This window comes from Agromyces lapidis (assembly GCF_009749405.1).
GTDB classification, from domain to species: domain Bacteria; phylum Actinomycetota; class Actinomycetes; order Actinomycetales; family Microbacteriaceae; genus Agromyces; species Agromyces lapidis.
This window is the reverse complement of the sequence record NZ_WBIQ01000004.1, coordinates 51,041-74,473: the sequence shown is the minus strand read 5'-3', so window position 1 is coordinate 74,473 and position 23,433 is coordinate 51,041. Positions and strand designations below refer to the sequence as shown.

Sequence of the window (23,433 nt, the reverse complement as noted above, 5' to 3'; positions counted from 1 at the left end):
GCCCCCCCCCCGGCGGGGGGGGCGCCCCCCGCCCCCCCCGGGGGGGGGGGCCCCCGGGGGGGGGGGGGGGGGCCCCCCCGCCGCTCCCGTCGCCGCGGATGATCCGGATCATCCGGGAGGATGACGGCTGAGCCGCCGGATCATGCTGCCGCCCGACGCGCGCGACCTGCCCGCCCCGGCAGGCTCGGACTATGAGTTCCTTCGTGCTCGAGGCATCCGGCCTCGTCAAGTCCTTCGGCCAGACGCACGCCCTCGCGGGCGTCGACCTCCGCGTCCGCACCGGCGAGTCGCTCGCCATCATGGGAGCCTCGGGCTCGGGCAAGACGACGCTGCTGCACTGCCTCGCCGGCATCGTGCGCCCCGACGCGGGCTCGGTGTCGTTCCAGTCGGGCGCCGGGCGCGTCGAGGTCACCGGGCTCGGCGAACGCGAACGCTCGCGCCTGCGTCGCGAGGCGTTCGGCTTCGTGTTCCAGCAGGGCCTGCTGATCCCCGAGCTCACCGCCGTCGAGAACGTCGCCCTCGCGCTCATGCTGAACGGGATGCCCCGCGCCCGGGCCGAGGAGTACGGTCGCGGCTGGCTCGCCGCCCTGGGGCTCGCCGGCATGGAGGACCGCCGCATCGGCCAGCTCTCGGGCGGTCAGGCGCAGCGCGTCGCCATCGCGCGGGCCCAGGTCACCGGGGCGGCCGTCGTGTTCGCCGACGAGCCCACCGGCGCGCTCGACTCGGCCACCTCTGCCGAGGTGATGCGGGCGCTGCTCGACTCGACCACCGGACAGGGCCGCACGCTCGTCGTCGTCACGCACGACGCCGACGTCGCGGGGCGCTGCTCACGCATCGTCGATATGCGCGACGGGCGCATCGTCGGCGAGCGGGTGCCGGCGCGTGCGGGCGCGGGTGCGGGCGCGACGGCGGCCCCGGCGGCGACCGCTCCCGCGAGCGCGGAGGCCGGCGCGTGATCGCCCGCGTCGCGTGGCTCCTCGCCCGCCCGGGAACGGGCGGTTTCGCGCCGCTCGCGCTGCCGGTCACGGCCTTCGCCATCGTCACGGCGCTGCTGCTCACCGTGCTCGGCGGTGCCCAGTCATTCTGGGGCTGGAGCGACGACATGGGCGTGACCTACCAGGCGCTCGCGGTCATCGCCCTCGTGCTCCTCGTGGTGCCGCTCGCCTCGCTCGGCGGCGCCGCGGCGCGGCTCTCCGCCCGTCGCCGCGACGACCGGCTCGCGACGCTGCGGCTGCTCGGTGCGACGCCCGCTGCGGTGTCGACGCTCGCCGTGCTGGAGTCGGTCGTGCTCGCCGTCGTCGGTGCGCTCGCCGGGGTCGTGCTCTACTTCCTGCTCGTGCCGCTCATCGCGCTCATCCCGTTCCGTGGTGAACCGCTCGGCATCGACGGCGTGCTGCTCGGACTGCCCGCGCTCGCCGGCGTGGTCATCGGCGTCGCGCTGCTCGCCGCCGCGAGCGCGGTGCTCGGACTCCGCCAGGTCGTCATCTCCCCGCTCGGCGTGCGCACGAAGCAGGATGCCCCGAAGCTGCACTGGGTGCGCATCGTCGTGGGCCTCGCGGTCATCGCGGTGGCGTTCCTCATGATGAGCGCACTGCAGGTGGCGGGCTCGATGATGGTCGTCTTCGCGATGCTCGGATTGGCCTTGGGCGGCACGATCGCCGTGCTGAACCTCATCGGACCGTGGGTGATCCGCCTCGTCGCGCAGTCGCAGGCGCGCCGAGCCAAGACGTCCCAGCGCCTCCTCGCCGCGCGCACCGTGCTCGAATCGCCGAAGGCGGCCTGGCGGCAGGTCTCGGGCGTCGCCATGACGAGTTTCATGGCCGTGTTCGCGGGCACCGGCATCGCGCTGCTCGGCTCGTTCGGCGAGGCCGCCGACACCGAGTCGATGCTTCTGTTCACCGACATCCGCACCGGCATCCTCATCACCGTCGTCGGCTCGTTCCTCATGGTCGCCTGCTCGGTCGGCGTGAATCAGGCCGCCGGCATCCTCGACCGCGCCGAGATCTCCCGCTCGCTCGGCATGCTCGGCATGCCGACGCCGACGATGGAGGCCGCGCGCCGCCGTGCGGTCATGTCGCCCCTGCGCATCACCGCGATCGGTTCGGCCGTGACGGCGGCCGTCGTGATGCTGCCGCTCACCGGGATCACGATCATCGTCGCGCCGCTCTCGCTCGCGGTCATCGCGGCCGTGCTCGCCGGGGGGATCGGGGTCGTCTGGCTCGGCCTGCTCGCCACCAAGCCGATGCTCGACCGGGCGGCGTCCGTCACCTCCTGACCCCTCCTGACCCCAGCTGCTTCTGCAGGAGAATTGACGCGAGACGCGCTGTCAGCCGACCATGACGACCGATTTCCTGCAGAAGCAGCAGGCCGGACGCGCGGGTACGCTCGAACCATGACCAACGCGCCCGACTTCGACGACCGGGACGCCGCGATGAGCGAACTGCTCGGCATCCGCTCGAGCATCGACAACATCGACGCGGCGCTCATCCACCTGCTCGCCGAACGGTTCAAGTTCACGCAGCAGGTCGGCCGCCTGAAGGCGAAGCATGGCCTGCCCCCGAGCGATCCGGGCCGGGAGCAGCGCCAGATCGCCCGGCTGCGGGCGCTCGCCGTCGACGCGCACCTCGACCCCGCCTTCGCCGAGAAGTGGTTCAACTTCGTCGTCGCCGAGGTGATCCAGCACCACGAAGAGCTCGCCAACGGCGGCGGCACCGCCGGCGAGCTGTGAGCCGGGTCGCCCGCCGGGGCTGGTACCCGCTCGAGCTGCCCCCGCAGGCGGGCAAGCGGTACCTCGTCACGGGGGCGAACGCCGGGCTCGGCTTCTTCACCGCCGCCCGGCTCGCAGCCGCCGGTGCGCACGTCGTGCTCAGCGGGCGCAGCCCCGAGCGGCTCGAAGCCGCGATGGCCGCGATCCGGGGCGCGCGCCCCGAGGCATCCATCGAACCGATCGTGATAGACCAGGCCTCGCTCGACTCGGTGCGCGCGGGAGCCGCTCGCCTGCGGCATCGGCCGGCGTTCGACGGCGTCGTGACCAATGCGGGCATGGTGCACACACCGGGGGAGCGTCTCGAATCGCCCGACGGCAACGAACTCGTGCTCGCGACCAACGTGCTCGGACATTTCGCACTGCTCGCCGGGCTGCTGCCGCACCTCGCGCCGGGTGCCCGCGTCGTCGCGCTCGGCTCGCTCTCGAGCCGGCTGTCGACGTTCCGCGTCGACGAGCTGCAGCTCGAGCGCGGCTACGACTTCTGGCGCGCCTACGCCCAATCGAAGATCGCGACGCAGGTGTTCGCCTTCGAGCTCGACCGGCGGCTGCGGGCGGCCGGCAGCAGCGTGTCGAGCCTCGTGGCGCACCCCGGCTACTCGATCAGCGGTCGCACCCCCCGAGTGCCCGGCGTCAACGAGCCGAGCGCGGGCAGCCGCTTCGCCGATGCGCTGCAGGCGGCGTGGGCGCAGGGCAAGCACCGCGGCGCCGAGATCACCCTGCACGCCCTCACCGCGCCAGAGGCGCACGGCGGCCAGTTCTGGGGCCCGCGGTGGACGACGAAGGGCGACCCGACCCTGCAGACGCCCACGCGCACCTCGACGGACCCCGCGATCGGGGCCCGGTTCTGGGCGTTCGCCGAAGCGGCGACCGGCGCGACGTTCACCGTCGGCGCATGAGCGGGGACGGCGCCGATCGCACGCGCCCGCGGTTCTTCGCACGGCCGAGGGTGCGCCGCATCCTCTCGCGCAGCGTGGTCGTGGTCGGCATCGTGCTCGCGGTGATCGGCGTCGTCTCGGGTCGCTACGGGTGGCTCTTCGCGGGCATCATCGTCGTCGGCCTCGGCGCAGCGATGGGGCCGGGCCGCATCCGCAGCTGAGCCGAGCCCGACTCCTCCTGCGCGGACGCGCCGTGCGGGGTTCACCTGCCGGTAACCGGCCAGCAGCCGGGCGTTGGCGACCGCTCCCTACGTTGAGCCATCGGAACACACAGCATGCGCCTGCACCGGGCGCAGCGGTCACGAAAGGTTTCCGATGAAGCTCAGCACCAAGACCTGGCCCGCGCTCGCCGCGGCCGCCATGCTCGCCGTCGGCCTCGCAGCCTGCGCGTCGCCCTCGACGGCCGACGACTCCGCGGCGGGCGACTCGGGCGCGAAGTTCGCGGTCGACGAGAACACGCTCGTCTTCGGCGTCGTGCCCGACTCGGTCGACACCGAGACGAACTACCAGCCGCTGATGGACTACATCGCCGCCGAGACCGGCAAGACGGTCGAGTACCACGAGTCGACCGACTACGCCGCACTCATCGAGGCCGCGGTCGCGGGCAAGATCGACGTCGCGAGCTTCTCGGGCTTCACCTACGTGACCGCGACGAACAACGGCGCCGCGATCACCCCGATCTCCTCGATCATCACCGAAGAGGGCCAGGAGCCCGGCTACTACTCGCAGGCGATCGTGCCCAAGGGCAGCGACATCACCGACCTCGCCGGGTTCGCGGGCAAGAAGGTCTGCTTCGTCGACCCGTCGTCGACCTCGGGCTACCTGTTCCCGAGCTACAACCTGCTGAACGAGGGCATCGACCCGAAGACCGGCGTCACGCCGGTGTTCGCGGGCAAGCACGACGTCTCGGTCACGAAGACCGGCGAGGGCGTCGAGTGCGAGGCGGGCTTCGCCGAAGACAGCGAGGTCGCCAAGAGCGACAAGGTCGAGGTCATCGCCGAGACCATGGTGCCCGGCGCCCCGATCGTCGTCTCCGACACCCTCCCCGAGGAGCTCAAGACCCAGCTGACCGAGATCCTCGGCGAGGTCACGGTCGACGAGATCGTCGAGTCGGGCGTCGAGTCGGCCGACAGCGACGCCTTCCGCAGCGTGTTCTTCGCGACGCTGCCGGTCGACGACGAGTACTACGACACCATCCGCGACATCTGCGAGAAGACCGAAGCGGAGCAGTGCCAGGGCTGAGCGCCAGGCACTGAACGCGCACGGACCACGGAACGGACACGAGGCCTGAGATGAACGAGACCACCCCCGCCGCCCCCGACGTCGTCATCGACGTCGAGGGGCTCACGAAGGAGTTCGGCTCGACGGTCGCACTGCGGGATGCCGCGCTGCGGGTCGAGCGGGGGGAGATCGTCGTGCTGCTCGGCCTCTCGGGCTCGGGCAAGTCGACCCTGCTCCGTCACCTCGACGGCCTCGACACTCCGACGTCCGGGTCCGTACGCGTGCTCGGCCAGGAGGTGCCGCGCCTGCAGGGGCGGCGCCTCCGGGCCCTGCGCAGCCGAATCGGCTTCGTCTTCCAGCAGTTCGAGCTGGTGCCGTCGCTCACCGTGCTCGAGAACGTGCTCACGGGCGCGCTCGCCGAGCTCCGCGGCCCGCGCCTCGGGCTCTGGAGCTACCCGAAGCGCCTGAAGCTCACCGCACTCGGCCACCTCGACCGGGTCGGCCTCCTCGACCGCGCCTACCAGCGCGCCGACACCCTCTCGGGCGGGCAGCAGCAACGCGTCGCGATCGCGCGCGCCCTCATGCAGGACCCCGAGATCCTCCTCGCGGACGAGCCCGTCGCCTCCCTCGACCCCGAGTCGAGCGAGCAGGTCATGGCGCTCATCCGCGAGATCGCCATGGACGCCGGGCTCACCGTCGTCTGCAGCCTGCACCAGGTCGACCTCGCCCTCTCGTGGGGCGACCGCATCGTCGGCCTCCGCCACGGCGAGGTCGTGCTCGACACCCCGGCCGAGGGGCTCTCGAAGGCCGAGGTCATGGAGATCTACGGCCGCGTCGCGACGGCGACCGCCGAGCTCGAGGCCATCGAACGCGAACTCGTCGATGAGCTCGGCGCTGCGGATGCCGCGGCGCCCGAGCACTCCGCCGCGCCCGAGCCGCTCGTGGCCGCCGGCCCGAACCGGACCCGCTGATGTCGACCCTCGTCGCACCGTCACGGCGGCCCGCCGAGGCATCCGATGCCCGCTCGATCGCCGAGCGCGCGCCGAAGCGCGGCCGCTCGCCCGAGCGGATCGCCGCATCGCTCACGCTCGTGGCGATCGTGGCCGCCGCGATCGTCGCGCTCGCCGATTCGGGCATCTCGATCCCGAGCATGGTCGAGAGCTGGGGCAACGCCGAGCGCTTCTTCGCCCGGGTCGGTCCGATCAGCTTCCCCGAGCCGGCGCAGCTGCTCTACCTGACCGCACTCACGATCGGGCTCGTGCTCTGCGGCACCCTGCTCGCCGCCGTGATCTCGGTGCCGGTCGCCTACCTCGCCGCGTCGAACACGACGCCGGGACCGGGCTGGCGGGCATTCGGGCGCTTCGTCACGGTGCTGACCCGTGCGATCCCCGACGTCGTGCTCGCCATGGTCTTCGTGCTCATGTTCTCGCTCGGTTCGCTGCCGGGCATCCTCGCCATCGGCATCCACTCGATCGGCATGATCTCGAAGCTCTTCGCCGACGCCATCGAGCAGATCGACGAGGGGCCCAGGCTCGCGATCCGCGCCGCGGGCGGATCGAAGTGGCAGGAGTTCACGAGCGGGATCCTGCCGCAGGTGCTGCCCTCGTGGGTCGCGACGGTGCTGCACCGCAACGACATCAACCTGCGCGGATCGGTCGTGCTCGGCTACGTCGGCGTCGTGGGCCTCGGCATGGAGATGTCGTTCGCCTTCAAGTCGCTGAACTACTCGCTCGGGCTCGGCATCGCGCTCGTCATGTTCGCCCTCTGCATCGTGATGGAGGTCGTCTCGAGCGTCGTGCGCTCGGCCATGCTCGGCGTGGCGCCGACGGGGCGCGGCCTCGGCGACCGGCTGGTCCGGCGGGTGCGGCGCTCGCGCTCAGGCTCGTCGAGTGGTCTCGATACGCCTCCTTCGTCGGCTGCTCGACCGGCGGGGACTCCTTCGTCGGCTGCTCGACCGGCGACGTCGCTCGAGGCCGCCCTCCGCCGTCCCTGGGACGCGCTGCGCATCCGCAACACCGTCTGGGGCTGGGTCGCGCTGGCGGTCGTCGTCGGCAGCGTGCTCATCTGCAACATCCAGTGGGCCGACCTCATCACCTTCTGGGCGAAGGTGCCCGCCATCGCCGTGCAGTTCTGGCCGCCGGACTTCGGCAACTACGACGCCGCGACGATGTTCGGGGCGATGGGGCAGACGATCGGCATCGCGCTCGCCGCGACCCTGCTCGCGATCGTGGTCTCGGTGCTCGTCGGCTCGCTCGCCGCACGCAACGTCGCCCCGAACGGCACGGTGCGGGCCTCGATGCGGTTCCTCCTCGTCGTCATCCGCGGCATCCCCGAGGTGATCCTCGCGATCGTGCTCATCGTCATCACCGGGCTCGGCGCGCAGGCCGGCACGCTCGCCCTCGCCTTCGGCGGCATCGGCCTCGCCGGCAAGCTCATCGCCGACTCCTTCGAAGAGGTGAAGTCGGGGCCCGAGCGCGCGCTCCGCGCGACCGGTGCGAGCCGCTCGCAGGTCTACGCCTCGGCGACCCTGCCGCAGGGGATGCGCGCACTCATCGGGCACAGCTTCTACCTGCTCGACACGAACATCCGGGCGGCGACCATCCTCGGCATCGTGGGCGGCGGCGGCATCGGCTACTACCTGCTGAACGCCGGCCAGGGCTCGAACTACCAGGTCGTCACCGCGATCGTGCTCATGATCCTCGTGACGGTGCTCGTCGTCGAGGGCCTCGCGATGTGGATGCGGCGGGTGTTCCGATGAGCGGCTACGACGTCGCCGTCGTCGGCTCGGGCGTGGTCGGCCTCGGCGCCGCGCTCGCCGCGCACCGGCGGGGCCTGCGGGTCATCGTGCTCGAGCGCGGAAGCGAACCGAGCGGCGCCTCGATCCGCAACTTCGGCCACCTCTGCTTCACCCCGCAGCACGGCGTCGCGCGGCAGTTCGCGCTCGCCTCTCGCGAGCTCTGGCTCGGGCTCGCCAGCGACGCGGGCGTCGGGCTGCGCGAGTCGGGCACGCTCGTCGCGGCGCGGCATGACGACGAGCTCGCGGTGCTCGCCGAACTCGCCGCGCTCCGCGGCGACGACGAGGTGGTGCTGCTCGACGCGCGTGAGGCCGCGGCGCGCATCCCGCTCGCACCGGGCACGGCGGTCGGCGGGGCGTTCCTGCCGCGCGACCTGCAGGCGAACCCGCGGGAGGCGCTCGCCTCGATCGCCGCGTACCTCGAACGCGACGGCGTCGAGTTCCGCCGCCGCACGGCGGTCGGCCGGGTCGGCACGGGCAGGGTCGAGACGAGCCGCGGCCCGATCGACGCCGGCGAGATCGTCGTCGCGGTGAACCACGACCTCGACCTGCTGTTCCCCGATCTCGCCGAGGAGCGCGGCATCGTGCGCTGCGGGCTCGACATGCTGCGCGTCGACGCCGGCCTGGCCGCTCCGCTCCCCGCACCGGTGCTCACCGGGTGGTCGCTCGTGCGCTACGGCGCCTTCGCGGCCACCGAGTCGGCCCACCGCCTGCGCGAACGGCTGCACGCCGAACGCCCCGACCTCGCCGCGCTCGACCTCAACCAGATGTACACCCAGCTGCCCGACGGCTCGCTCATCGTCGGCGACACCCACTACCGGGGCGCCACGGTCGCGCCCTTCCAGAGCGAGGCCGCCTTCGAGGCACTGCTCGAGGTGACCGGCTCGTTCTTCGGCGTTCCGCGTCCGCGCGTCATCGAACGGTGGCAGGGCGTCTACGCGAGCGGACCGGACGAGTTCCTCATCGAGCAGCCCGAACCCGGCGTGCACCTCGCCGCCGCGACGACCGGCATCGGCATGACGTGCGGCCTCGGCCTCGCCGAGCACGTCGTCGGCCTCGCGCTCGGGTCGCCGTCGCCCGCACCCGCCCGTTGACCACCGCACCCCGATCCATCACGCGACCTCGAACCACCTCCCGGAAAGGCCGATCATGACCATCGACACCGACATCTCCGCAGACGAACTGGCCGAGATCGACGAGCTCGCCGAGCTCGCCGACCCCGACGACGTCGACGACGAGGGAGAGATCGAGCTCATCGTGCTCGACATGGCCGGCACCACGGTCGCCGACGACGGGGTGGTCGAGCGGGCGTTCGCACTCGCCGCCGAACGCAGCGGGATCGCTCGCGGCGACGACTTCGCCGAGGCGCTCGACTACGTGCGCGAGACCATGGGGCAGTCGAAGATCGAGGTCTTCCGCGTGCTCGCGAACGGCGATGAAGACGCGGCGCAGCAGGCGAACGCCGAGTTCGAGGGCGCGTACGCCGAGCTCGTGGCGAGCGAGGGCGTCGCCGAGATCCCGGGTGCGGCACGCGTCATCGAGCGCCTCCGCGAGGCCGGGGCATCCGTCGTGCTCACGACCGGATTCTCGCCCGTGACCCGCGATGCCATCCTCGACGCGCTCGACTGGCACGGTCTCGCCGACCTCGCCCTCTCGCCGGCCGATGCCGGCCGCGGTCGCCCGTACCCCGACCTGCCGCTCACGGCGCTGCTCCGCACAGAGACGAGCGCGGTCGAGGCCATGGTGGTCGTCGGCGACACCGTGAGCGATGTCGAGTCGGGCGTGGCCGCGGGCGCCGGTCTCGTCGTGGGCGTGCTGACCGGCGCGCACGATCGTGACGCGCTCGAGGCCGCCGGCGCCGACGCCGTCATCGAGAGCATCACCGAGCTGCCCGCGCTGCTCGGCCTGCACGGCGAGTAGGGGCGGTGATGCACACCGTGGTGCGAGTCGCCGGTCCCGATCTGATCCTCAGGCCGTCGCCCGTCGCGATGGTCTGGTACGAACCCGGCCGCCCGCACGAGGCGCTCGCGGCCCCTGGAGTGCACCTCTCGGCGGGGGAGGCGCTCGTCGAGGTCGAGCTCGCCACGGTCTGCGGCTCGGACGTGCACACGGTGCGCGGCGACCGACCGGCGCCGGCGCCCCTCGTGCTCGGGCACGAGCAGGTCGGACGGGTCGTCGCCGTGGGCGAGGGGGCGGTCCGCGCCGACGGCAGCCTGCTCGAACTCGGCGACCGCGTGGTCTGGTCGGTGGCGGTGAGCTGCGGCGAATGCGACCGCTGCCGCAGGGGACTCAGCCAGAAGTGCCGCTCGCTCGCGAAGTACGGGCACGAGCGGGTGCATCGCGGCTGGGAGCTCTCGGGCGGCTTCGCCACGCACGTGCAGCTCAAGGCGGGCACCGCCGTGGTGCGCGTGAGCGAAGAACTGCCGGCGCTCGTCGCCGCGCCCTCCTCGTGCGCGACGGCGACGGCGGTGGCCGCGCTCGACGCGGCCGCGGCGCACGTGCCGCTCGCGGGCGCGCCGCTGCTCGTCACCGGCGGCGGCATGATCGGCCTCAGCGTCGCCGCGATCGCGCGCGAGGCCGGCGCCGAGGTCGTCGTCTCCGATCCGGATGCCTCGCGGCGGGTGCTCGCCCGCCGGTTCGGCGTGCGAGCGGTCGACCCGGCTGCGACGCCCGGCGACGGGGAGCATCTCGACACCGTGCTCGCCGATCTCGCCGCGAACGGTCGGCCCGAGCTCCTCGTCGCGATCGAGGCCTCGGGTGCGGCGCCCGCGGTGCGCACCGCGATCGCCGCGCTCGGCGTCGGCGGCGTCGCGGTGCTCGTCGGCAGCGTCTCGCCCGGCACCGAGGTGCGGCTCGATCCCGAGACGGTCGTGCGCCGGCTCGTCACCGTGACGGGAGTGCACAACTACACGCCCGGGCAGCTCGTCCGTGCGGTGGCGTTCCTCGAGCGATCCTGGCGGTCGACGCCGCTCGACGAACTCGTCGGCACGACGCACTCGCTCGACGAGATCGACCTCGCCCTCGCCGAGGCGGCGACGGGCGAGCATGTGCGCGTGGGGGTCGCGCCGGGTCGCAGGCCGCACCACTGAACAGGCCGCGCCGGGATTTCCGCTCGGGCGGCGATCGCGGGAACATGGGGGCATGACCGCCCGCGTTCCCGCGACCGTGCCCGCACCGCCAGGCGGTGCGCGATGACGGACGGCACCGGGCCCGTCTCGCACGACCCCATCGAGCAGTTGCGCGCCTCGCTGGCCGAAGCGGCCTCGCGCCTCGCCGCTGCGCGAGCCCGCGACGAGGTGCTCGCCGAACTCGTGCAGCCGAAGCCCGTGCTCGGCATCGCGCGCGCCGCGCGCATGGCGGTTCGGGGCCGCGTCTGGCGGCTCGGCGTGCTGCTGCTCGCCCCCGACGGCGGGCTGTACGCGACCGGTCACGTCGTGCGTGCCGAACGGCCCGCCCGCCGCAGCGTGCTCGCCGCGAGCGTCGCCGAGCATCGCGCCTGGCAGGCGGCCGCGGTGAAGGGCGGCATCGCCGAGGGGGAGACCGTCGACTTCGATGCGCCCCAGGTCGACCTCGGCGAGCTCGCGCGCGCCGGGGCATCCGGGCCGGTCGTGCTCGACGGCGGCGTCGTGCGCGTGCGCTGGAACCCCGGCCAGCCGGGCGCCCTCGCCGAACTCGGCCGGTATCTCGACGACCGCGTCGGGCTGCTCGTCGACCCGCCCGGCGGCAGCTGACGGCGGCTGCGCACGAGGCTCTGGTACCGTCGATGCTCGTGTGCAGTCAATTCGCAACGATGGTGATCGCGCGGCCCCGCACCGCCTGAGGCGGAGCGACCCGATCATCCACGTCACTCCGCCTCGGCCATGACCCATGGCCGCGGTGCGATCTCGCGTACCCGGCCGACCATCTTCGGCAGCGGAGCACACTCTTGCATACACGCGAATACCCGTCCACCCCTCGTCCCCTCCCGACCGGTCATGGCGGCCGGCAGGAGCTGGGACAGAACTTCCTCGTCGATCGCGTCGCGATCGACCGACTCGTCGGGCTCGCCGCATCGACCAGCGGCCCGATCATCGAGCTCGGCGCCGGCAGCGGGGCGCTCACCGAGCCGCTCGCCCGCCTCGGCCGACCGCTCACGGCACTCGAACTCGACCCCGGGCGCGCCTCATCGCTGCAGCGACGGTTCGGACCCCGCGTCACGGTCGAGCAGGCCGACGTGCTGCGCTGGCGGTATCCTGCCGCCCCGCACGTCGTCGTCGGCAACGTCCCCTTCCACCTCACGACGGCCATCCTGCGTTCGCTCCTCGAACGACCCGGCTGGACCGACGCCGTGCTGCTCACGCAGTGGGAGGTCGCTCGCCGGCGATGCGGGGTCGGCGGCTCGAGCCTGCTCACCGCGCAGTCGGCGCCCTGGTTCGAATTCCGGCTCGACGGGAGGGTGCCGGCGCGGGCCTTCCGACCGGTGCCAGCCGTCGACGGCGGGCTCTTCAGCGTGCGACGTCGCACGTCGCCCCTCGTACCGGTGACCGAACGAGGCGGCTACTGCGGATTCGTGGCCGCGGTGTTCCGCGGGCGCGGGCGCGGCATGGCCCAGATCCTCACCCGCACCCCGAGGCCGATGAGCGGGGGGCAGGCGCGGTCATGGCTCGCACAGCGCGGCCTCGCCCGTGACGCCCTGCCCGGGCGGCTCACCCCCGAGGACTGGGCCGCGCTCTGGAAGGAGGTGCGGCGCCGATGAGCACGGCGTGATCCCCGTGCGGCATCGCGGCGGGGCTCAGCGGCGCCAGTCGCGTCGATCGTCGTCGTCGACCGGCGGGCGCAGGCGGAACGCCTCGCGCATGCGCTCGCCGGGCGGGGCCTTGAACGCGCGGATCACGGCACCGATGAGGATGATGACGGCGAAGAGCGCGATCGCGCCGCCGAGGAGGATGCCGTAGAAGGCGAAGTCGTTCATATCGTGCGCTTCCTGTCGTTCGTCGGGTGACCGCCGTGCTCCTGCTCCTGGATGGACTCGATGATCGAGTCCTGCAGGCCGCGCTGGCCGGTGTGCAGCTCCTGGTAGGTCTCGCCGGCGCCGGCGAGCGGGCCGAAGGCCGCGCGCATCCGCTGCCCGCGGGGCGCTCGCACCACACGCACGATCATGCCGATCACGATGGCGAGCGCGAACAGCGCGATCGCGCCGCCCATGATCAGGCCGGGGACTCCGAGTGCGTCGGCCACGTCGTCTCCCGGCTCAGAACCCGAAGAGCGTGACCGGCTCGAGGTGCCCGTCGCGCATCGCTTCGAGCACCCGCAGCTCGTGGGGCACGACGGGTTCGGGCAGTGCGTCGATCGGGAACCACTCGAGTGCAGCCGCCTTCTGCGTCTCGAGGAGGCGCGGCTCGCCCGCCCAGTCGTCGATCGCGAAGAACACGTCGAAGCGCTGCTCGATCGGGCGGCCGCTGCCGTCGGTGCGGTGCATGAGCGTCAGCAGTTCGAGCGCGCCTGCCTCGACCTCGACGCCGAGCTCCTCGGCCGCCTCGCGCGCCGCGCCCGCGAGCAGCGACTCTCCGGCCTCGACGTGGCCGGCCGCGCCGAACGCCCAGTGCTCGTCGTAGTAGCCGGTGCCGCGGCGCAGCTGCAGCAGCACCTCGTCGCCGCGGCGCAGCAGCACATACGCCGCGGGCACAACCGCGAAACGCCCGTGCGTCGAAGCGTACGCGTCGGTGTACTGCTCGTTCACGGGGTCACTTTCCGTCACGCTCACGGCTTCCGCCTTGTGCGGATGACGGGAAACGACCCCCTGAACGATTTCATCGACTCGCCCGCGTCAGTAGCCGACGACGGGTCCGAACGCGTCGGCGAGCGGGGCGCGGTTGACGGTGCGGAGCTCGTCGATCGAGACCGTGAAGGCGTCCTGCACCTCGAGGGTGCCCGAGGCGGCGTCGGTCACGCCGATGCGGCGCACCGGGTAGCCCCGGCCCTCGCAGAGCCCGCGGAACTTCACGTCGTCTTCACGCGGGACCGTGACGATGACGCGACCCGTCGACTCGCTGAACAGCGCGGTCGCGAGGTCGATCTCCGCCTCGGCGAGCACCTCGCCGAGGAACACCCGGGCGCCGACGCCGAAGCGCGACACCGCCTCGGCGAGGGCGATCGCGAGACCGCCGTCGGAGAGGTCGTGCGCCGAGTCGATGAGTCCTTCGATCGCCGCTGCGTTGAGCAGCTCGGCGAGCGTCTTCTCACCGGCGAGGTCGACAGCCGGCGGGCGACCGCCGAGGTGGCCGTGCACGACGCCCGCCCAGGCGGAGCCGTCGAGCTCGGCCGCGGTGTCGCCGAGGAGGTAGATGTTGTGGCCCTCGTCCTGCCATCCGCTCGGGATGCGGCGGGCGACGTCGTCGATCACGCCGAGCACGGCGATCACGGGAGTCGGGTGGATCGGCACGTCACCGGTCTGGTTGTAGAAGCTGACATTGCCGCCGGTGACGGGGATGCCGAGCTCGAGGCATCCGTCGCTGAGCCCCTCGACCGTCTCGGAGAATTGCCACATGACCTCGGGGTTCTCGGGGGAGCCGAAGTTCAGGCAGTCGCTGACGCCCATCGGCACGGCGCCGGTCACGGCCACGTTGCGGTACGCCTCGGCGAGCGCGAGCTTCGCGCCCTGGCGCGGGTCGAGCTGCGAGTAGCGGCCGTTCGCGTCGGTCGCGACCGAGACGCCGAGGCCCGACTCCTCGTCGACGCGCACCATGCCGGCGTCGTCGGGGTAGCTGAGCGCGGTGTTGCCGAGCACGTAGTTGTCGTACTGGTTGGTCACCCACGCGGCATCCGCCTGGTTCGCCGAGCCGACGAGCTTCAGGAACTGCTCGCGGATCTCGTCGGGGGTCGCGGGGCGGTCGAGCTTCGCGGCCGTGTCGGCCTGCAGCGCGTCGATCCAGGTCGGGTAGGCGACGGGCCGCTCGTAGACCGGGCCGTCGACGGCGACGGTGCGCGGGTCGACGTTCACGATCTCCTGGCCGTGCCACATGATCGAGAGGCGGCCGGTGTCGGTGACCTCGCCGAGCACGCTCGTCTCGACGTCCCACTTCTCGACGACCTTCAGGAAGCCCTCGAGCTTCTCGGGCTTCACGATCGCCATCATGCGCTCCTGGCTCTCGCTCATGAGGATCTCCTCAGGGGTGAGCGTCGGGTCGCGCAGGAGCACGTCGTCGAGGACGATCGACATGCCGCCGTCGCCGTTGGAGGCGAGCTCGCTGGTCGCGCACGAGATGCCGGCGGCACCGAGGTCTTGGATGCCCTCGACGAGATCGTTCTGGAACAGCTCGAGGCAGCACTCGATGAGCACCTTCTCGGCGAAGGGATCGCCGACCTGCACCGCGGGCCGCTTGGTCGGGCCGCCCTCGGCGAAGGTGTCGGATGCGAGGATCGAGGCCCCGCCGATGCCGTCGCCGCCCGTGCGGGCGCCGAAGAGCACGACCTTGTTGCCGGCGCCCTTGGCATTGGCGAGGTGCAGGTCTTCGTGCCGCAGCACGCCGACGGCGAGCGCGTTCACGAGGGGGTTCGCCTGGTAGACCCCGTCGAACCAGGTCTCGCCGCCGATGTTCGGGAGGCCCAGGCAGTTGCCGTAGAACGAGATGCCGCTCACCACGCCGTGCACGACGCGCGCGGTGTCGGGGTGGTTGATGTCGCCGAAGCGAAGCGCGTCCATCACCGCGACCGGGCGGGCGCCCATCGAGATGATGTCGCGCACGATGCCGCCGACGCCGGTCGCGGCGCCCTGGAACGGCTCGATGTACGAGGGGTGGTTGTGCGACTCGATCTTGAAGGTGACGGCCCAGCCCTCGCCGATGTCGAGCACGCCGGCGTTCTCGCCCATGCCGACCATGAGGTGCTTCTTCATGTCGGGCGTGACCTTCTTGCCGAACTGCTTCAGGTAGATCTTCGACGACTTGTACGAGCAGTGCTCGCTCCACATGACCGAGTACATCGCGAGCTCGGCGCTCGTGGGGCGGCGGCCCAGGATGTTGCGGATGCGCTCGTACTCGTCGGGCTTCAGGCCCAGGGCGGCGTACGGCTGCTCCTTCTCGGGAGTCGCGGTCGCGACCTCGACGGTGTCGAGCACCGCAGTCGTCGGTGCTGCGATGTTGGCGGGGGTGTTGATGGTCACGAGTGGCGAGCTCCAGAAGACGGCGGCGAGGCGGATGCCGCGGGGCGAATGCCTGACCCCTGCAGTCTACCGGCCGTGCTCACCCGAGCAGGCCGCCCGGATGCCGGCGTGCGCGCTCCGATAGAATATTGGCGGTCGTCGCATCCCCGGCGGCCCTGGGCGCGCACATCAGCGCGCAGTCGACCCGCCGCCGGCACTCGCGAAGCCTCGCTCGCCGCCGCCCCGCGGGGTACGCCATCCGCTGCTGGATACTCCTATGACCTCGTCGATTCCTACGGTGCACCCCGCGCCGCCGTTCCCGTGGCTCGGGCTCATCGTGCTCGCCTCGGCCGTCTTCCTCTCAGTCACGATCGAGATGCTGCCGACGGGCCTCCTTCCCGACATGAGCCGCGAGCTCGGCGTGGGGGAGCCGCTCATCGGCCTCCTCGTCACCGTGTTCGCGGCGACCGTGGTCGTCTTGACCGTGCCGCTCGCGGCGCTCACCCGCCGGGTCGCCCGCCGCCGCCTCATCGTCATCACGCTCGTGCTGCTGGCCGTGAGCTGCGTGCTCAGCGCGATCGCGCCGAACTACCCGACGGTGGTCGCCACGCGCGTGCTCGGCGGTGCCGCGCACGGGCTCTTCTGGGCGGTCGTCGGCGCCTACGCCGGCCACCTCGTGCCGAAGGAGCAGCTCGCCCGCGCCGTCTCGATCTCCGTCGCGGGCGGCTCAGCCGCCTTCGTGCTCGGCGTGCCGCTGAGCACGGCGCTCGGGCAGGCGCTCGGCTGGCGCTTCGCATTCGCCGCCATGGGCGCGCTGACGCTCGTCGGCGCCGTGCTGGTCTGGCGGTTCCTGCCGCCGGTGCGTCACCACGCGGGCGAAGCGGATGCCGCGCCGGTCCGCGTGCGCAAGGATCCGACCTTCGTGCCGGTAATCGTCGTGTGCCTCATCACGGCCGTGACCATGATCGGCATGTACACCTTCTACACGTACATCGCGCCCTACATGACCGACGTCATGGGCCTGCCGTCGAGCGCGATCAGCCCCATGCTGCTCGCCTACGGCATCGCCGGCGCGGTGGGGCTCGTGCTCGCCGGCGCGGTGCTCGGGCGCCGCCCGACGGTCGGTCTCGTCGTCGCGATGGTCGCCACCGGACTCGGCGCGGCCGGGCTCGCGGCGTTCCCCGAGGTGCCGGTGGTGTCGATCGCGAGCTTCCTGCTGTTCGGCACGGCGTTCGGTGCGCTGCCCACGATGCTCAACACCCGACTGCTGCACTCGGCGTCGGCGAAGATCCGCGACGCGGCGGCGTCGTTCTACACGACGGCGTTCAACACGGGCATCGGCGGCGGTGCGCTGCTCGGTGCCGCGCTCTACGGCGTGATCGGGCTGGCGGCGCTGCCGTGGGTGTTCGTGAGCCTGCTCGCGTGCGCGACCGCGGCGCTCGTGTGGACGGCGCTCGTCAACCGCGTGCAGCGCTGACGCGGGTCTCGAGACGCGATCCTTCGTCGCTACTCGACCGCCGGGAGCCGTGAGAACGCGGCTGCGCGGGCGATCTGCTCGGGCGTGATCGACATGCCGGTGTAGCGCTCGAACTGCCGGGCCGCCTGCAGGGCGTGCACCTCGGCGCCCGTGATCACGGTCTTGCCCGCGGCGCGTGCGGCGAGGATGAGCGGCGTCTCGGCGGGGAACGCGACCACGTCGAAGACCACGGATGCCGCGGCGATGTGCTCGTCCGAGAAGGCGAGTGCCGAGGCATCCGCCCCCTGCATGCCGAGCGGGGTCACGTTCACGATCAGCTCGGCCGACCCCGGGGCCGGGTCGTCGGCGATCCACGCGTAGCCGTACTGCTCGGCGAGCGCCGGGCCGAGCGACGCGTTGCGTGCGAGCACGGTGACATCGTCGAAGCCGGCGTCGCGGAACGCGGCGACGACGGCCTTCGCCATCCCGCCGGATCCGCGCACGAGCACCCGGAGCGAGGGGTCGAGCTCGTTGTCGGCGATGAGCTGGGCGATCGCCTCGAAGTCGGTGTTCGAACCCGTCAGCACACCGCCGTCGTTGACGATCGTGTTGACCGACTCGATCGCCGCCGCCGAGGGCTCGATCACGTCGATGAGCGGGATGACCGCCTCTTTGAACGGCATCGACACGGAGCATCCGCGCAGCCCGAGCGCCCGGATGCCGCGCACGGCGCCCTCGATGTCGTCGGTCGTGAACGCCTTGTAGGCGAAGTTCAGCCCGAGCTCGTCGTAGAGGAAGTTGTGGAACCGCGTGCCGAGGTTCGACGGGCGGCCGGCGAGCGAGATGCAGAACTGCATGTCCTTGTTGAGGATGGGCATGCGTCCATTCTCGCCCCGCGGCTCAGCGTCGGGCGAGCACCGCGAAGGCGTCGCCGACTTCGCCGAGGTGGTGCAGCTTGTCGGGGTTGAGCTGGTTCGTGACGGCGGCGACCGCCCCGCCCTCGAGATGCACCGTCAGCACCGAGAGCACGCGGCCGTCGACATCGCGCGCGAGCAGGGCGGGTTCGCCGTTCGCGCGCGTCGGTTCGAACGACACCCCGAGGTCGGTGGCGACGCGCACGATGCCGATGAGGAACCGGGCGACCTCGATCGACCCCGAGAGCGGCTTGCGGATCGCCGGCGCCTTGCCGCCCCCGTCGCCGGTGAACACCACGTCGGGCGCGAGCGTCGCCGCCAGCGCCGGCACATCACCGGCTCGGAGCGCCGCCGAGAATCCGGACATCAGTCGATCGCGTTCGTCGGGCGTGACATCGAAGCGCGGCCGCCCGTCGGCCATGCGCTCGCGGGCGCGGCGCATCAGCTGACGGCAGGCCGCCTCGGTGCGGCCGGTGATGCGCGCGATCTCGGCGTAGTCGACGTCGAACGCCGATCGCAGCACGTAGACCACGCGCTCGAGGGGAGCGAGGCGCTCGAGCAGCACGAGCATGCCGGTCGAGAGCTCCTCGTCGTGCTCGATGCGCCGGGCCGGGTCATCGTCGTCGACGATGAGCGGTTCGGGCAGCCAGGGGCCGACGTACACCTCGCGGGTGCGGCGGGCCGAACGCAGTGCGTCGATCGCGAGCCGGGTCGTGACCGTCGTCGCATACGCGTCGGCGTTGGCGATCGGCTCGTCACCGTCGTGCCGGTGCATCCGCAGGAAGGCCTCCTGCACGACGTCCTCGGCCTCCACGATGCTGCCGAGCATGCGATAGGCGATCGAGAACATCAGGCCGCGGAGTTCTGGGGCTGCCGTCTCGAGGCTGACCATGCCTCCCAGCGTCGCACACGGTCGGGCGGGCTGTCACGCGAACGGGTGGCCGATCGTCGGAGGGGGTGAGAGCAGAGAAAGGCAGGACCTCCTCATGAAGATCTTCATCGCCGGCGCGACGGGCGCCCTGGGTTCGCGACTCGTCCCCATGCTGGTGCAGGCCGGTCACGACGTGGTCGGCACCTCGCGCAGCCGGGAACGGGCCGCAACGGTCGACGCCGCGGGCGGGCACGGTGTCGTGATGGACGGCCGCGATCTCGCGGCCGTGCACCGGGCCGTGCTCGAGGCAGCCCCCGACGTCGTCGTGCACCAGCTCACCTCGCTCGCGGGCGGCATCGATTTCAAGCACTTCGATGAGAGCTTCGCCGTCACGAACGAGCTGCGCACCCGTACGACCGACGCGCTCATCGCCGCAGCCGAGGAGGCGGGGACGGGGCGCATCATCGTGCAGAGCTTCACCGGCTGGGCGAACGAGCACACCGGATCCTCGATCAAGACCGAGGCCGACCCGCTCGACCCGAACCCGGCGGCGGAGTGCCGCGCCACCCTCGCGGGGATCGCGCACGTCGAGCGCGCCGCCGTCGAGGCGGGCGGCATCGCCCTGCGCTACGGCGGCTTCTACGGCCCCGGCCAGTCACTCGGCGAGGGGGGTGAGCTGCTCGAGAGCATCCGCGCGCGCAACGTGCCGATCGTGGGCGGCGGCACCGGCATCTGGTCGTTCATCCACATCGAGGATGCCGCGGCCGCGACCGCCGCCGCGGTGGAGCGCGGCACGGCGGGGCGCTACAACATCGTCGACGACGAGCCGGCTCCGGTCTCGGTCTGGCTGCCCGAGCTCGCCCGGCTCATCGGCGCCAAGGCGCCGCGACGGTTGCCGGCCTGGCTCGCCCGGCCGATGATCGGCGACTTCGGCGTCGCGATGATGACCACCTCGCGCGGTTCGTCGAACGCGAAGGCGAAGGCCGAACTCGGGTGGAGCCCGCGGTACGCGAGCTGGCGCGACGGGTTCCGGCGCGGTCTCGGCGACGCGTCTTCGGCGTCGCGCGCGGCCTGAACGCGAATCGCCCCGACGCCGGTGGCGTCGGGGCGATTCGTGCAGTTCGGCGGCGCCGGGCTCAGCCCTCGCGACCCCCGGGAGGGCCGATCAGGAGCAGCACGGCGAAGAGCGCCGCGATGCCGACGACCGCGAGCACCGTGAGCAGGATCGGACGGGCGAGGAAGAAGCGCAGCAGCCGGTTCACCCAGTTGCCGTCGGCGGGGTGGTCGCTCGCCTCGAGCCGCCACGGGCCCTCGAGGTGGCCCTTGCGGATGAGCCACAGCTCGAACGGGATCGTGGCGTAGGGCACGATCGCGGTCAGCACGGCGAAGGCGATGCGGCCGACGTTCCAACGCTGGTTGACGCCCACGAGCACCGACGAGAACGCGTACGAGAGGAACACGAAGCCGTGGATCGACCCGCCGACGAGCACGGCCCACTCGATGCCGGCCGCGTACTTCAGGATCATCGCGGTGATGAGCAGGGTCCAGGTGACCGCCTCGGCGAAGGCGAGGGTGCGGAACAGCCGTTTCGGCGTCAGGCCGGGCGCCGCGGTCGGCGCGCCGCTCGGCGTGCCGGCGGGGGAGTTCGTGGTGGGGGTGGTGGTCATGCGCTCGCGTCTCCAGAGATCGGGATGCTTCCATCGTCTCAAGCCGGGATGTGCGTGGCATCCGTCGAAGGTTTGAACTCGGGCCGGGCGGGCAGCGCCCGTCGGAGTAGGCTGCCACGGTGAACGCGCAAGACACCCGTGCCCTCGTCGAGTCCCGGCTCGCCGTCATTCCCGACTTCCCCGAGCCCGGGGTGCTCTTCCGCGACCTCACGCCCGTCTTCGCCGACGGCGAGGCGTTCCATGCGCTCGCCGGGGCGCTGACGGCCCCGTTCGCCGGCCGCTTCGACGTGCTCGCGGGCGTCGAGGCGCGGGGCTTCCTGCTCGCGGCGGCGGCCTCGGTCGCAGCGGGGGTCGGGGTGCTGCCCATCCGCAAGGCGGGCAAGCTGCCGCGCGCGGTGCTCACCGAGGCGTACGCGCTCGAGTACGGCACCGCGGCGCTCGAGGTGCACGAGGGCGAACTGCCGCCCGGCACCCGGGTGCTCGTCGTCGACGACGTGCTCGCCACGGGCGGCACGGTCGGCGCGGCGGCACGTCTCGTCGAGCGCGCCGGCTGGAAGGTGGCCGGCGTCTCGGTCGCGATCGAGCTCGACGGGCTCGGCGGGCGCGCCGCGCTGCCCGACACCTTCGAGACCTACAGCCTGCTGCAGTACTGAGCCGATCGCCCCGAGCTCCGGTCGCCTCGTGCGGTCCGTCGGCGCGGTCGGTACGGTTGCCTCACCGGAACGAGGAGGTACCGATGGATGCGACGCCGAAGCGAACGTTGTGGTGGGGGATCGGGTTGGCGGGCGGGGGCGCCCTCCTGCTCGTGCTCATCCCGAGCGCGATCTCAGCCGTGTTCCCGGCTCTCGACGGTGTCGGCCAGACCTTCTTCGATGCACTCAACGTCGTGGTGAACCTCGTCCAGCAGCTCGCGATCCCGCTCGGCAGCGCGCTCATCGCGGCGGCGATCGTCATGCAGTACCTCGGGGGTCGTCGGGCCGGCACCGCGCTCGGCGAGGTGCCGCAGACCGGGGCCGACCGGGCAGGCTGAACGGCCGTCGCGGCGGCTCGGGAAGCGAGGCTCAGGCGCGCGCCGCGCTCAGGCGCGCGCCGACTCCCGCGCCCGCAGCTCCTTGCGCAGGATCTTGCCCGAGGCCGACTTCGGCACCTGCGCGATGAACTCGACGACGCGCACCTTCTCGTGCGGCGCGACGTGCTCGGCGACGTGCGCCATCACCCCGTCGGCGTCGAGGGCGGCGCCCTGCTGCAGTACCACGAAGGCCTTCGGCACCTCCTGCCCGTCGGCGTCGAGCACGCCGATCACGGCGGCGTCGGCGATCGACGGGTGTTCGAGCAGCACGGCCTCGAGCACGGCCGGCGCGACCTGGTAGCCCTTGTACTTGATGAGCTCCTTCAGGCGGTCGACGATGCGGAACACCCCGTCGGCCGTCACCGTCGCGACGTCGCCCGTGTGCAGCCAGCCGTCTGCGTCGAGCATCTCGGCCGTCGCGTCGGGCCGGTTGAGATAGCCCGCCATCACCTGCGGCCCGCGGATCAGGAGCTCGCCCGGCGCGCTCGTCTCCTCGCCGCTCGCGGGCGCAGGGACATCCTGCCCTGACTCGTCGACGAGCCGGGCCTCGGTGTTCGCGAGCAGCACGCCGATCGTCGAACGGTCGAGGTCGTCGCGCTCGACGGGGATCGCGTGCGTCACGGGGCTCGTCTCGGTCATGCCGTAGCCCTGGCAGACGATGCAGCCGAGCCGCTTCGCGACGAGCTCGGCGAGCGCGCCGTCGAGCGGCGCCGCCCCCGAGAACACGACCTTCACGCTCGACAGGTCGTACTGGTCGACGAGGGGATGCTTCGCGAGCGCCACCGCGATCGGCGGGGCGATGAACACCCAGCTCGCACGGTGCTCGCTCACGACCCGCAGGAACTCGGTGAGGTCGAACCGCGGCATCGTCACGAGCGCGGCGCGCTGGCGCAGCGCGAAGTTGAGCAGCACCGTCATGCCGTAGATGTGGAAGAACGGCAGCACCGCGAGCACGCGGTCGCCGTCGTCGAGCGCGATCGTGTCGCGGCACTGCGCGACGTTCGCGACGAGGTTGCGATGCGTGAGCATGACGCCCTTCGGCCGGCCCGTCGTGCCCGAGGAGTACGGCAGCACGGCGAGGTGCGTGGCCGGGTCGAAGCCCACCTCGGGCGCGAGGCGCCCTTCGCCGAGCAGTTCGGCGAGCGAGGGATGCCCCGGGGCGCCGTCGAGCACGATGATCTGCTCGTTCGGGATGCCGAGCCGCGTCGCCGCGGCGGCCGCGCCCGGCAGCAGCGGGCTGACCGTCACGAGCCATTGCGCTCCCGCGTCGCTGAGCTGGTTCGCGATCTCCTCGGGCGTGTAGAGGGAGTTGATCGTGGTCGCAGTCGCGCCCGCCCTGAGGATGCCGTGGAACACCGTCGCGAAGGCGGGCACGTTCGGGCAGAGCACGCCGACGACGTCGCCGACGCCGATGCCGCGCGCCGCGAGCGCACCCGCGAAGAGCCCGATGTGGGCGATGAGCTGCCGGTACGTCGTCGTCTGCCCGTTCGAACCGTCGATGATCGCGATCTCGTCGAGCCGCGATTCATCCAGCTCGCCGAAGAGGTAGTCGTACACGGGGACATCCGGAATGACGACGTCGGGCCGGGCGCTCGAAACCATCCGATCTCCTTCGATCAA

Annotated in this window: 24 protein-coding genes and 1 pseudogene; 17 read left to right on the top strand and 8 right to left on the bottom strand. The window is 72.2% G+C overall.

Annotation, left to right across the window (positions count from 1 at the left end; all coding sequences use genetic code 11):
• Positions 1–191 precede the first annotated feature (191 nt).
• From GQQ93_RS06960 to erm, 13 genes and pseudogenes are all read left to right on the top strand, one after another.
• Positions 192–956, top strand: coding sequence for an ABC transporter ATP-binding protein (locus GQQ93_RS06960; protein ID WP_157423513.1), 765 nt, complete (start codon positions 192–194; stop codon positions 954–956).
• Positions 953–2,275 carry an FtsX-like permease family protein gene (locus GQQ93_RS06955; RefSeq protein ID WP_157423512.1) on the top strand — a complete coding sequence of 441 codons (1,323 nt, stop codon included), beginning with the start codon at positions 953–955 and terminating at the stop codon, positions 2,273–2,275. Before GQQ93_RS06960 ends, GQQ93_RS06955 begins: the two co-directional genes overlap by 4 nt.
• Before the next feature lie 117 nt (positions 2,276–2,392).
• Entirely contained in the window at positions 2,393–2,728 is a 336-nt protein-coding gene (locus GQQ93_RS06950) for a chorismate mutase (protein WP_157423511.1), read from the top strand.
• Positions 2,725–3,663, top strand: coding sequence for an SDR family NAD(P)-dependent oxidoreductase (locus GQQ93_RS06945; RefSeq protein WP_157423510.1), 939 nt, complete (start codon positions 2,725–2,727; stop codon positions 3,661–3,663). The genes GQQ93_RS06950 and GQQ93_RS06945 overlap by 4 nt, the downstream gene beginning before the upstream one ends.
• A complete protein-coding gene (locus tag GQQ93_RS06940) occupies positions 3,660–3,863 on the top strand; it encodes a hypothetical protein (RefSeq protein WP_157423509.1) in 204 nt (67 codons plus the stop codon). The genes GQQ93_RS06945 and GQQ93_RS06940 overlap by 4 nt, the downstream gene beginning before the upstream one ends.
• Before the next feature lie 154 nt (positions 3,864–4,017).
• Positions 4,018–4,944 (top strand): phosphate/phosphite/phosphonate ABC transporter substrate-binding protein, encoded by a 927-nt coding sequence (locus GQQ93_RS06935; RefSeq protein WP_157423508.1) that lies wholly within the window; start codon positions 4,018–4,020, stop codon positions 4,942–4,944.
• A gap of 50 nt (positions 4,945–4,994) precedes the next feature.
• Positions 4,995–5,894: a phosphonate ABC transporter ATP-binding protein gene (phnC, locus tag GQQ93_RS06930; protein WP_157423507.1), complete on the top strand. Its 900-nt coding sequence runs from the start codon at positions 4,995–4,997 to the stop codon at positions 5,892–5,894.
• Positions 5,894–7,681 (top strand): phosphonate ABC transporter, permease protein PhnE, encoded by a 1,788-nt coding sequence (gene phnE, locus GQQ93_RS06925; protein ID WP_157423506.1) that lies wholly within the window; start codon positions 5,894–5,896, stop codon positions 7,679–7,681. Before phnC ends, phnE begins: the two co-directional genes overlap by 1 nt.
• On the top strand, positions 7,678–8,811 hold the full coding sequence (locus GQQ93_RS06920) for a TIGR03364 family FAD-dependent oxidoreductase (RefSeq protein WP_157423505.1): 1,134 nt from the start codon (positions 7,678–7,680) through the stop codon (positions 8,809–8,811). The genes phnE and GQQ93_RS06920 overlap by 4 nt, the downstream gene beginning before the upstream one ends.
• Positions 8,812–8,866: 55 nt before the next feature.
• On the top strand, positions 8,867–9,637 hold the full coding sequence (locus GQQ93_RS06915; protein WP_157423504.1) for a phosphonatase-like hydrolase: 771 nt from the start codon (positions 8,867–8,869) through the stop codon (positions 9,635–9,637).
• 8 nt (positions 9,638–9,645) lie between these two features.
• Positions 9,646–10,806 (top strand): alcohol dehydrogenase catalytic domain-containing protein, encoded by a 1,161-nt coding sequence (locus GQQ93_RS06910; RefSeq protein ID WP_157423503.1) that lies wholly within the window; start codon positions 9,646–9,648, stop codon positions 10,804–10,806.
• A gap of 102 nt (positions 10,807–10,908) precedes the next feature.
• A complete protein-coding gene (locus GQQ93_RS06905) occupies positions 10,909–11,448 on the top strand; it encodes a hypothetical protein (protein WP_157423502.1) in 540 nt (179 codons plus the stop codon).
• A 194-nt stretch (positions 11,449–11,642) separates the two neighbouring features.
• A pseudogene (gene erm, locus GQQ93_RS06900) lies at positions 11,643–12,428 on the top strand (23S ribosomal RNA methyltransferase Erm); the annotation flags it as partial.
• Between the two features lie 60 nt (positions 12,429–12,488).
• Here the strand turns inward: erm and GQQ93_RS06895 are convergent.
• The 4 genes from GQQ93_RS06895 to purL form a co-directional block, all read right to left on the bottom strand.
• Positions 12,489–12,668, bottom strand: coding sequence for a hypothetical protein (locus GQQ93_RS06895; RefSeq protein ID WP_157423500.1), 180 nt, complete (start codon positions 12,666–12,668; stop codon positions 12,489–12,491).
• A complete protein-coding gene (locus GQQ93_RS06890) occupies positions 12,665–12,934 on the bottom strand; it encodes a hypothetical protein (protein WP_157423499.1) in 270 nt (89 codons plus the stop codon). The genes GQQ93_RS06895 and GQQ93_RS06890 overlap by 4 nt, the downstream gene beginning before the upstream one ends.
• A 13-nt stretch (positions 12,935–12,947) precedes the next feature.
• Positions 12,948–13,460: an NUDIX domain-containing protein gene (locus GQQ93_RS06885; protein ID WP_343032744.1), complete on the bottom strand. Its 513-nt coding sequence runs from the start codon at positions 13,458–13,460 to the stop codon at positions 12,948–12,950.
• Between the two features lie 63 nt (positions 13,461–13,523).
• A complete protein-coding gene (gene purL / locus GQQ93_RS06880) occupies positions 13,524–15,857 on the bottom strand; it encodes a phosphoribosylformylglycinamidine synthase subunit PurL (protein WP_376862839.1) in 2,334 nt (777 codons plus the stop codon).
• A 256-nt stretch (positions 15,858–16,113) separates the two neighbouring features.
• Here purL and GQQ93_RS06875 point away from each other — a divergent pair, with 256 nt between their 5' ends.
• Positions 16,114–17,313: an MFS transporter gene (locus tag GQQ93_RS06875; RefSeq protein WP_157423498.1), complete on the top strand. Its 1,200-nt coding sequence runs from the start codon at positions 16,114–16,116 to the stop codon at positions 17,311–17,313.
• A 29-nt stretch (positions 17,314–17,342) separates the two neighbouring features.
• On the opposite strand, the gene GQQ93_RS06870 is transcribed toward GQQ93_RS06875, so the two are convergent.
• Complete coding sequence (locus tag GQQ93_RS06870) at positions 17,343–18,170, bottom strand: shikimate 5-dehydrogenase (RefSeq protein ID WP_157423497.1); 828 nt, start codon at positions 18,168–18,170, stop codon at positions 17,343–17,345.
• A 22-nt stretch (positions 18,171–18,192) separates the two neighbouring features.
• Positions 18,193–19,098: an RNA polymerase sigma-70 factor gene (locus GQQ93_RS06865; RefSeq protein ID WP_157423496.1), complete on the bottom strand. Its 906-nt coding sequence runs from the start codon at positions 19,096–19,098 to the stop codon at positions 18,193–18,195.
• Positions 19,099–19,192: 94 nt separating this feature from the next.
• Here GQQ93_RS06865 and GQQ93_RS06860 point away from each other — a divergent pair, with 94 nt between their 5' ends.
• Positions 19,193–20,152: an NAD-dependent epimerase/dehydratase family protein gene (locus GQQ93_RS06860; RefSeq protein WP_157423495.1), complete on the top strand. Its 960-nt coding sequence runs from the start codon at positions 19,193–19,195 to the stop codon at positions 20,150–20,152.
• Between the two features lie 61 nt (positions 20,153–20,213).
• Here the strand turns inward: GQQ93_RS06860 and GQQ93_RS06855 are convergent, their stop codons facing one another.
• A complete protein-coding gene (locus GQQ93_RS06855) occupies positions 20,214–20,744 on the bottom strand; it encodes a DUF3817 domain-containing protein (RefSeq protein WP_157423494.1) in 531 nt (176 codons plus the stop codon).
• A gap of 119 nt (positions 20,745–20,863) precedes the next feature.
• On the opposite strand from GQQ93_RS06855, the gene GQQ93_RS06850 reads away from it, so the two are divergent.
• The gene (locus GQQ93_RS06850; protein ID WP_157423493.1) at positions 20,864–21,397 is read left to right on the top strand and encodes an adenine phosphoribosyltransferase; all 534 of its coding nucleotides are present in this window, start codon (positions 20,864–20,866) and stop codon (positions 21,395–21,397) included.
• Positions 21,398–21,480: 83 nt separating this feature from the next.
• Positions 21,481–21,774: a hypothetical protein gene (locus GQQ93_RS06845; protein WP_157423492.1), complete on the top strand. Its 294-nt coding sequence runs from the start codon at positions 21,481–21,483 to the stop codon at positions 21,772–21,774.
• Between the two features lie 48 nt (positions 21,775–21,822).
• On the opposite strand, the gene GQQ93_RS06840 is transcribed toward GQQ93_RS06845, so the two are convergent.
• The gene (locus tag GQQ93_RS06840; protein WP_157423491.1) at positions 21,823–23,415 is read right to left on the bottom strand and encodes an AMP-binding protein; all 1,593 of its coding nucleotides are present in this window, start codon (positions 23,413–23,415) and stop codon (positions 21,823–21,825) included.
• Positions 23,416–23,433: the final 18 nt, after the last annotated feature.

What these genes read in the sequence shown, in the direction of transcription:
- GQQ93_RS06960 (WP_157423513.1), top strand. Translation starts at nt 192, where the DNA reads ATGAGTTCCTTCGTGCTCGAGGCATCCGGCCTCGTCAAGTCCTTCGGC.
- GQQ93_RS06950 (WP_157423511.1), top strand. Translation starts at nt 2,393, where the DNA reads ATGACCAACGCGCCCGACTTCGACGACCGGGACGCCGCGATGAGCGAA.
- GQQ93_RS06940 (WP_157423509.1), top strand. Translation starts at nt 3,660, where the DNA reads ATGAGCGGGGACGGCGCCGATCGCACGCGCCCGCGGTTCTTCGCACGG.
- GQQ93_RS06935 (WP_157423508.1), top strand. Translation starts at nt 4,018, where the DNA reads ATGAAGCTCAGCACCAAGACCTGGCCCGCGCTCGCCGCGGCCGCCATG.
- phnC (WP_157423507.1), top strand. Translation starts at nt 4,995, where the DNA reads ATGAACGAGACCACCCCCGCCGCCCCCGACGTCGTCATCGACGTCGAG.
- phnE (WP_157423506.1), top strand. Translation starts at nt 5,894, where the DNA reads ATGTCGACCCTCGTCGCACCGTCACGGCGGCCCGCCGAGGCATCCGAT.
- GQQ93_RS06920 (WP_157423505.1), top strand. Translation starts at nt 7,678, where the DNA reads ATGAGCGGCTACGACGTCGCCGTCGTCGGCTCGGGCGTGGTCGGCCTC.
- GQQ93_RS06915 (WP_157423504.1), top strand. Translation starts at nt 8,867, where the DNA reads ATGACCATCGACACCGACATCTCCGCAGACGAACTGGCCGAGATCGAC.
- GQQ93_RS06910 (WP_157423503.1), top strand. Translation starts at nt 9,646, where the DNA reads ATGCACACCGTGGTGCGAGTCGCCGGTCCCGATCTGATCCTCAGGCCG.
- GQQ93_RS06905 (WP_157423502.1), top strand. Translation starts at nt 10,909, where the DNA reads ATGACGGACGGCACCGGGCCCGTCTCGCACGACCCCATCGAGCAGTTG.
- GQQ93_RS06895 (WP_157423500.1), bottom strand. Translation starts at nt 12,668, where the DNA reads ATGAACGACTTCGCCTTCTACGGCATCCTCCTCGGCGGCGCGATCGCG.
- GQQ93_RS06875 (WP_157423498.1), top strand. Translation starts at nt 16,114, where the DNA reads ATGACCTCGTCGATTCCTACGGTGCACCCCGCGCCGCCGTTCCCGTGG.
- GQQ93_RS06870 (WP_157423497.1), bottom strand. Translation starts at nt 18,170, where the DNA reads ATGCCCATCCTCAACAAGGACATGCAGTTCTGCATCTCGCTCGCCGGC.
- GQQ93_RS06865 (WP_157423496.1), bottom strand. Translation starts at nt 19,098, where the DNA reads ATGGTCAGCCTCGAGACGGCAGCCCCAGAACTCCGCGGCCTGATGTTC.
- GQQ93_RS06860 (WP_157423495.1), top strand. Translation starts at nt 19,193, where the DNA reads ATGAAGATCTTCATCGCCGGCGCGACGGGCGCCCTGGGTTCGCGACTC.
- GQQ93_RS06855 (WP_157423494.1), bottom strand. Translation starts at nt 20,744, where the DNA reads ATGACCACCACCCCCACCACGAACTCCCCCGCCGGCACGCCGAGCGGC.
- GQQ93_RS06845 (WP_157423492.1), top strand. Translation starts at nt 21,481, where the DNA reads ATGGATGCGACGCCGAAGCGAACGTTGTGGTGGGGGATCGGGTTGGCG.
- GQQ93_RS06840 (WP_157423491.1), bottom strand. Translation starts at nt 23,415, where the DNA reads ATGGTTTCGAGCGCCCGGCCCGACGTCGTCATTCCGGATGTCCCCGTG.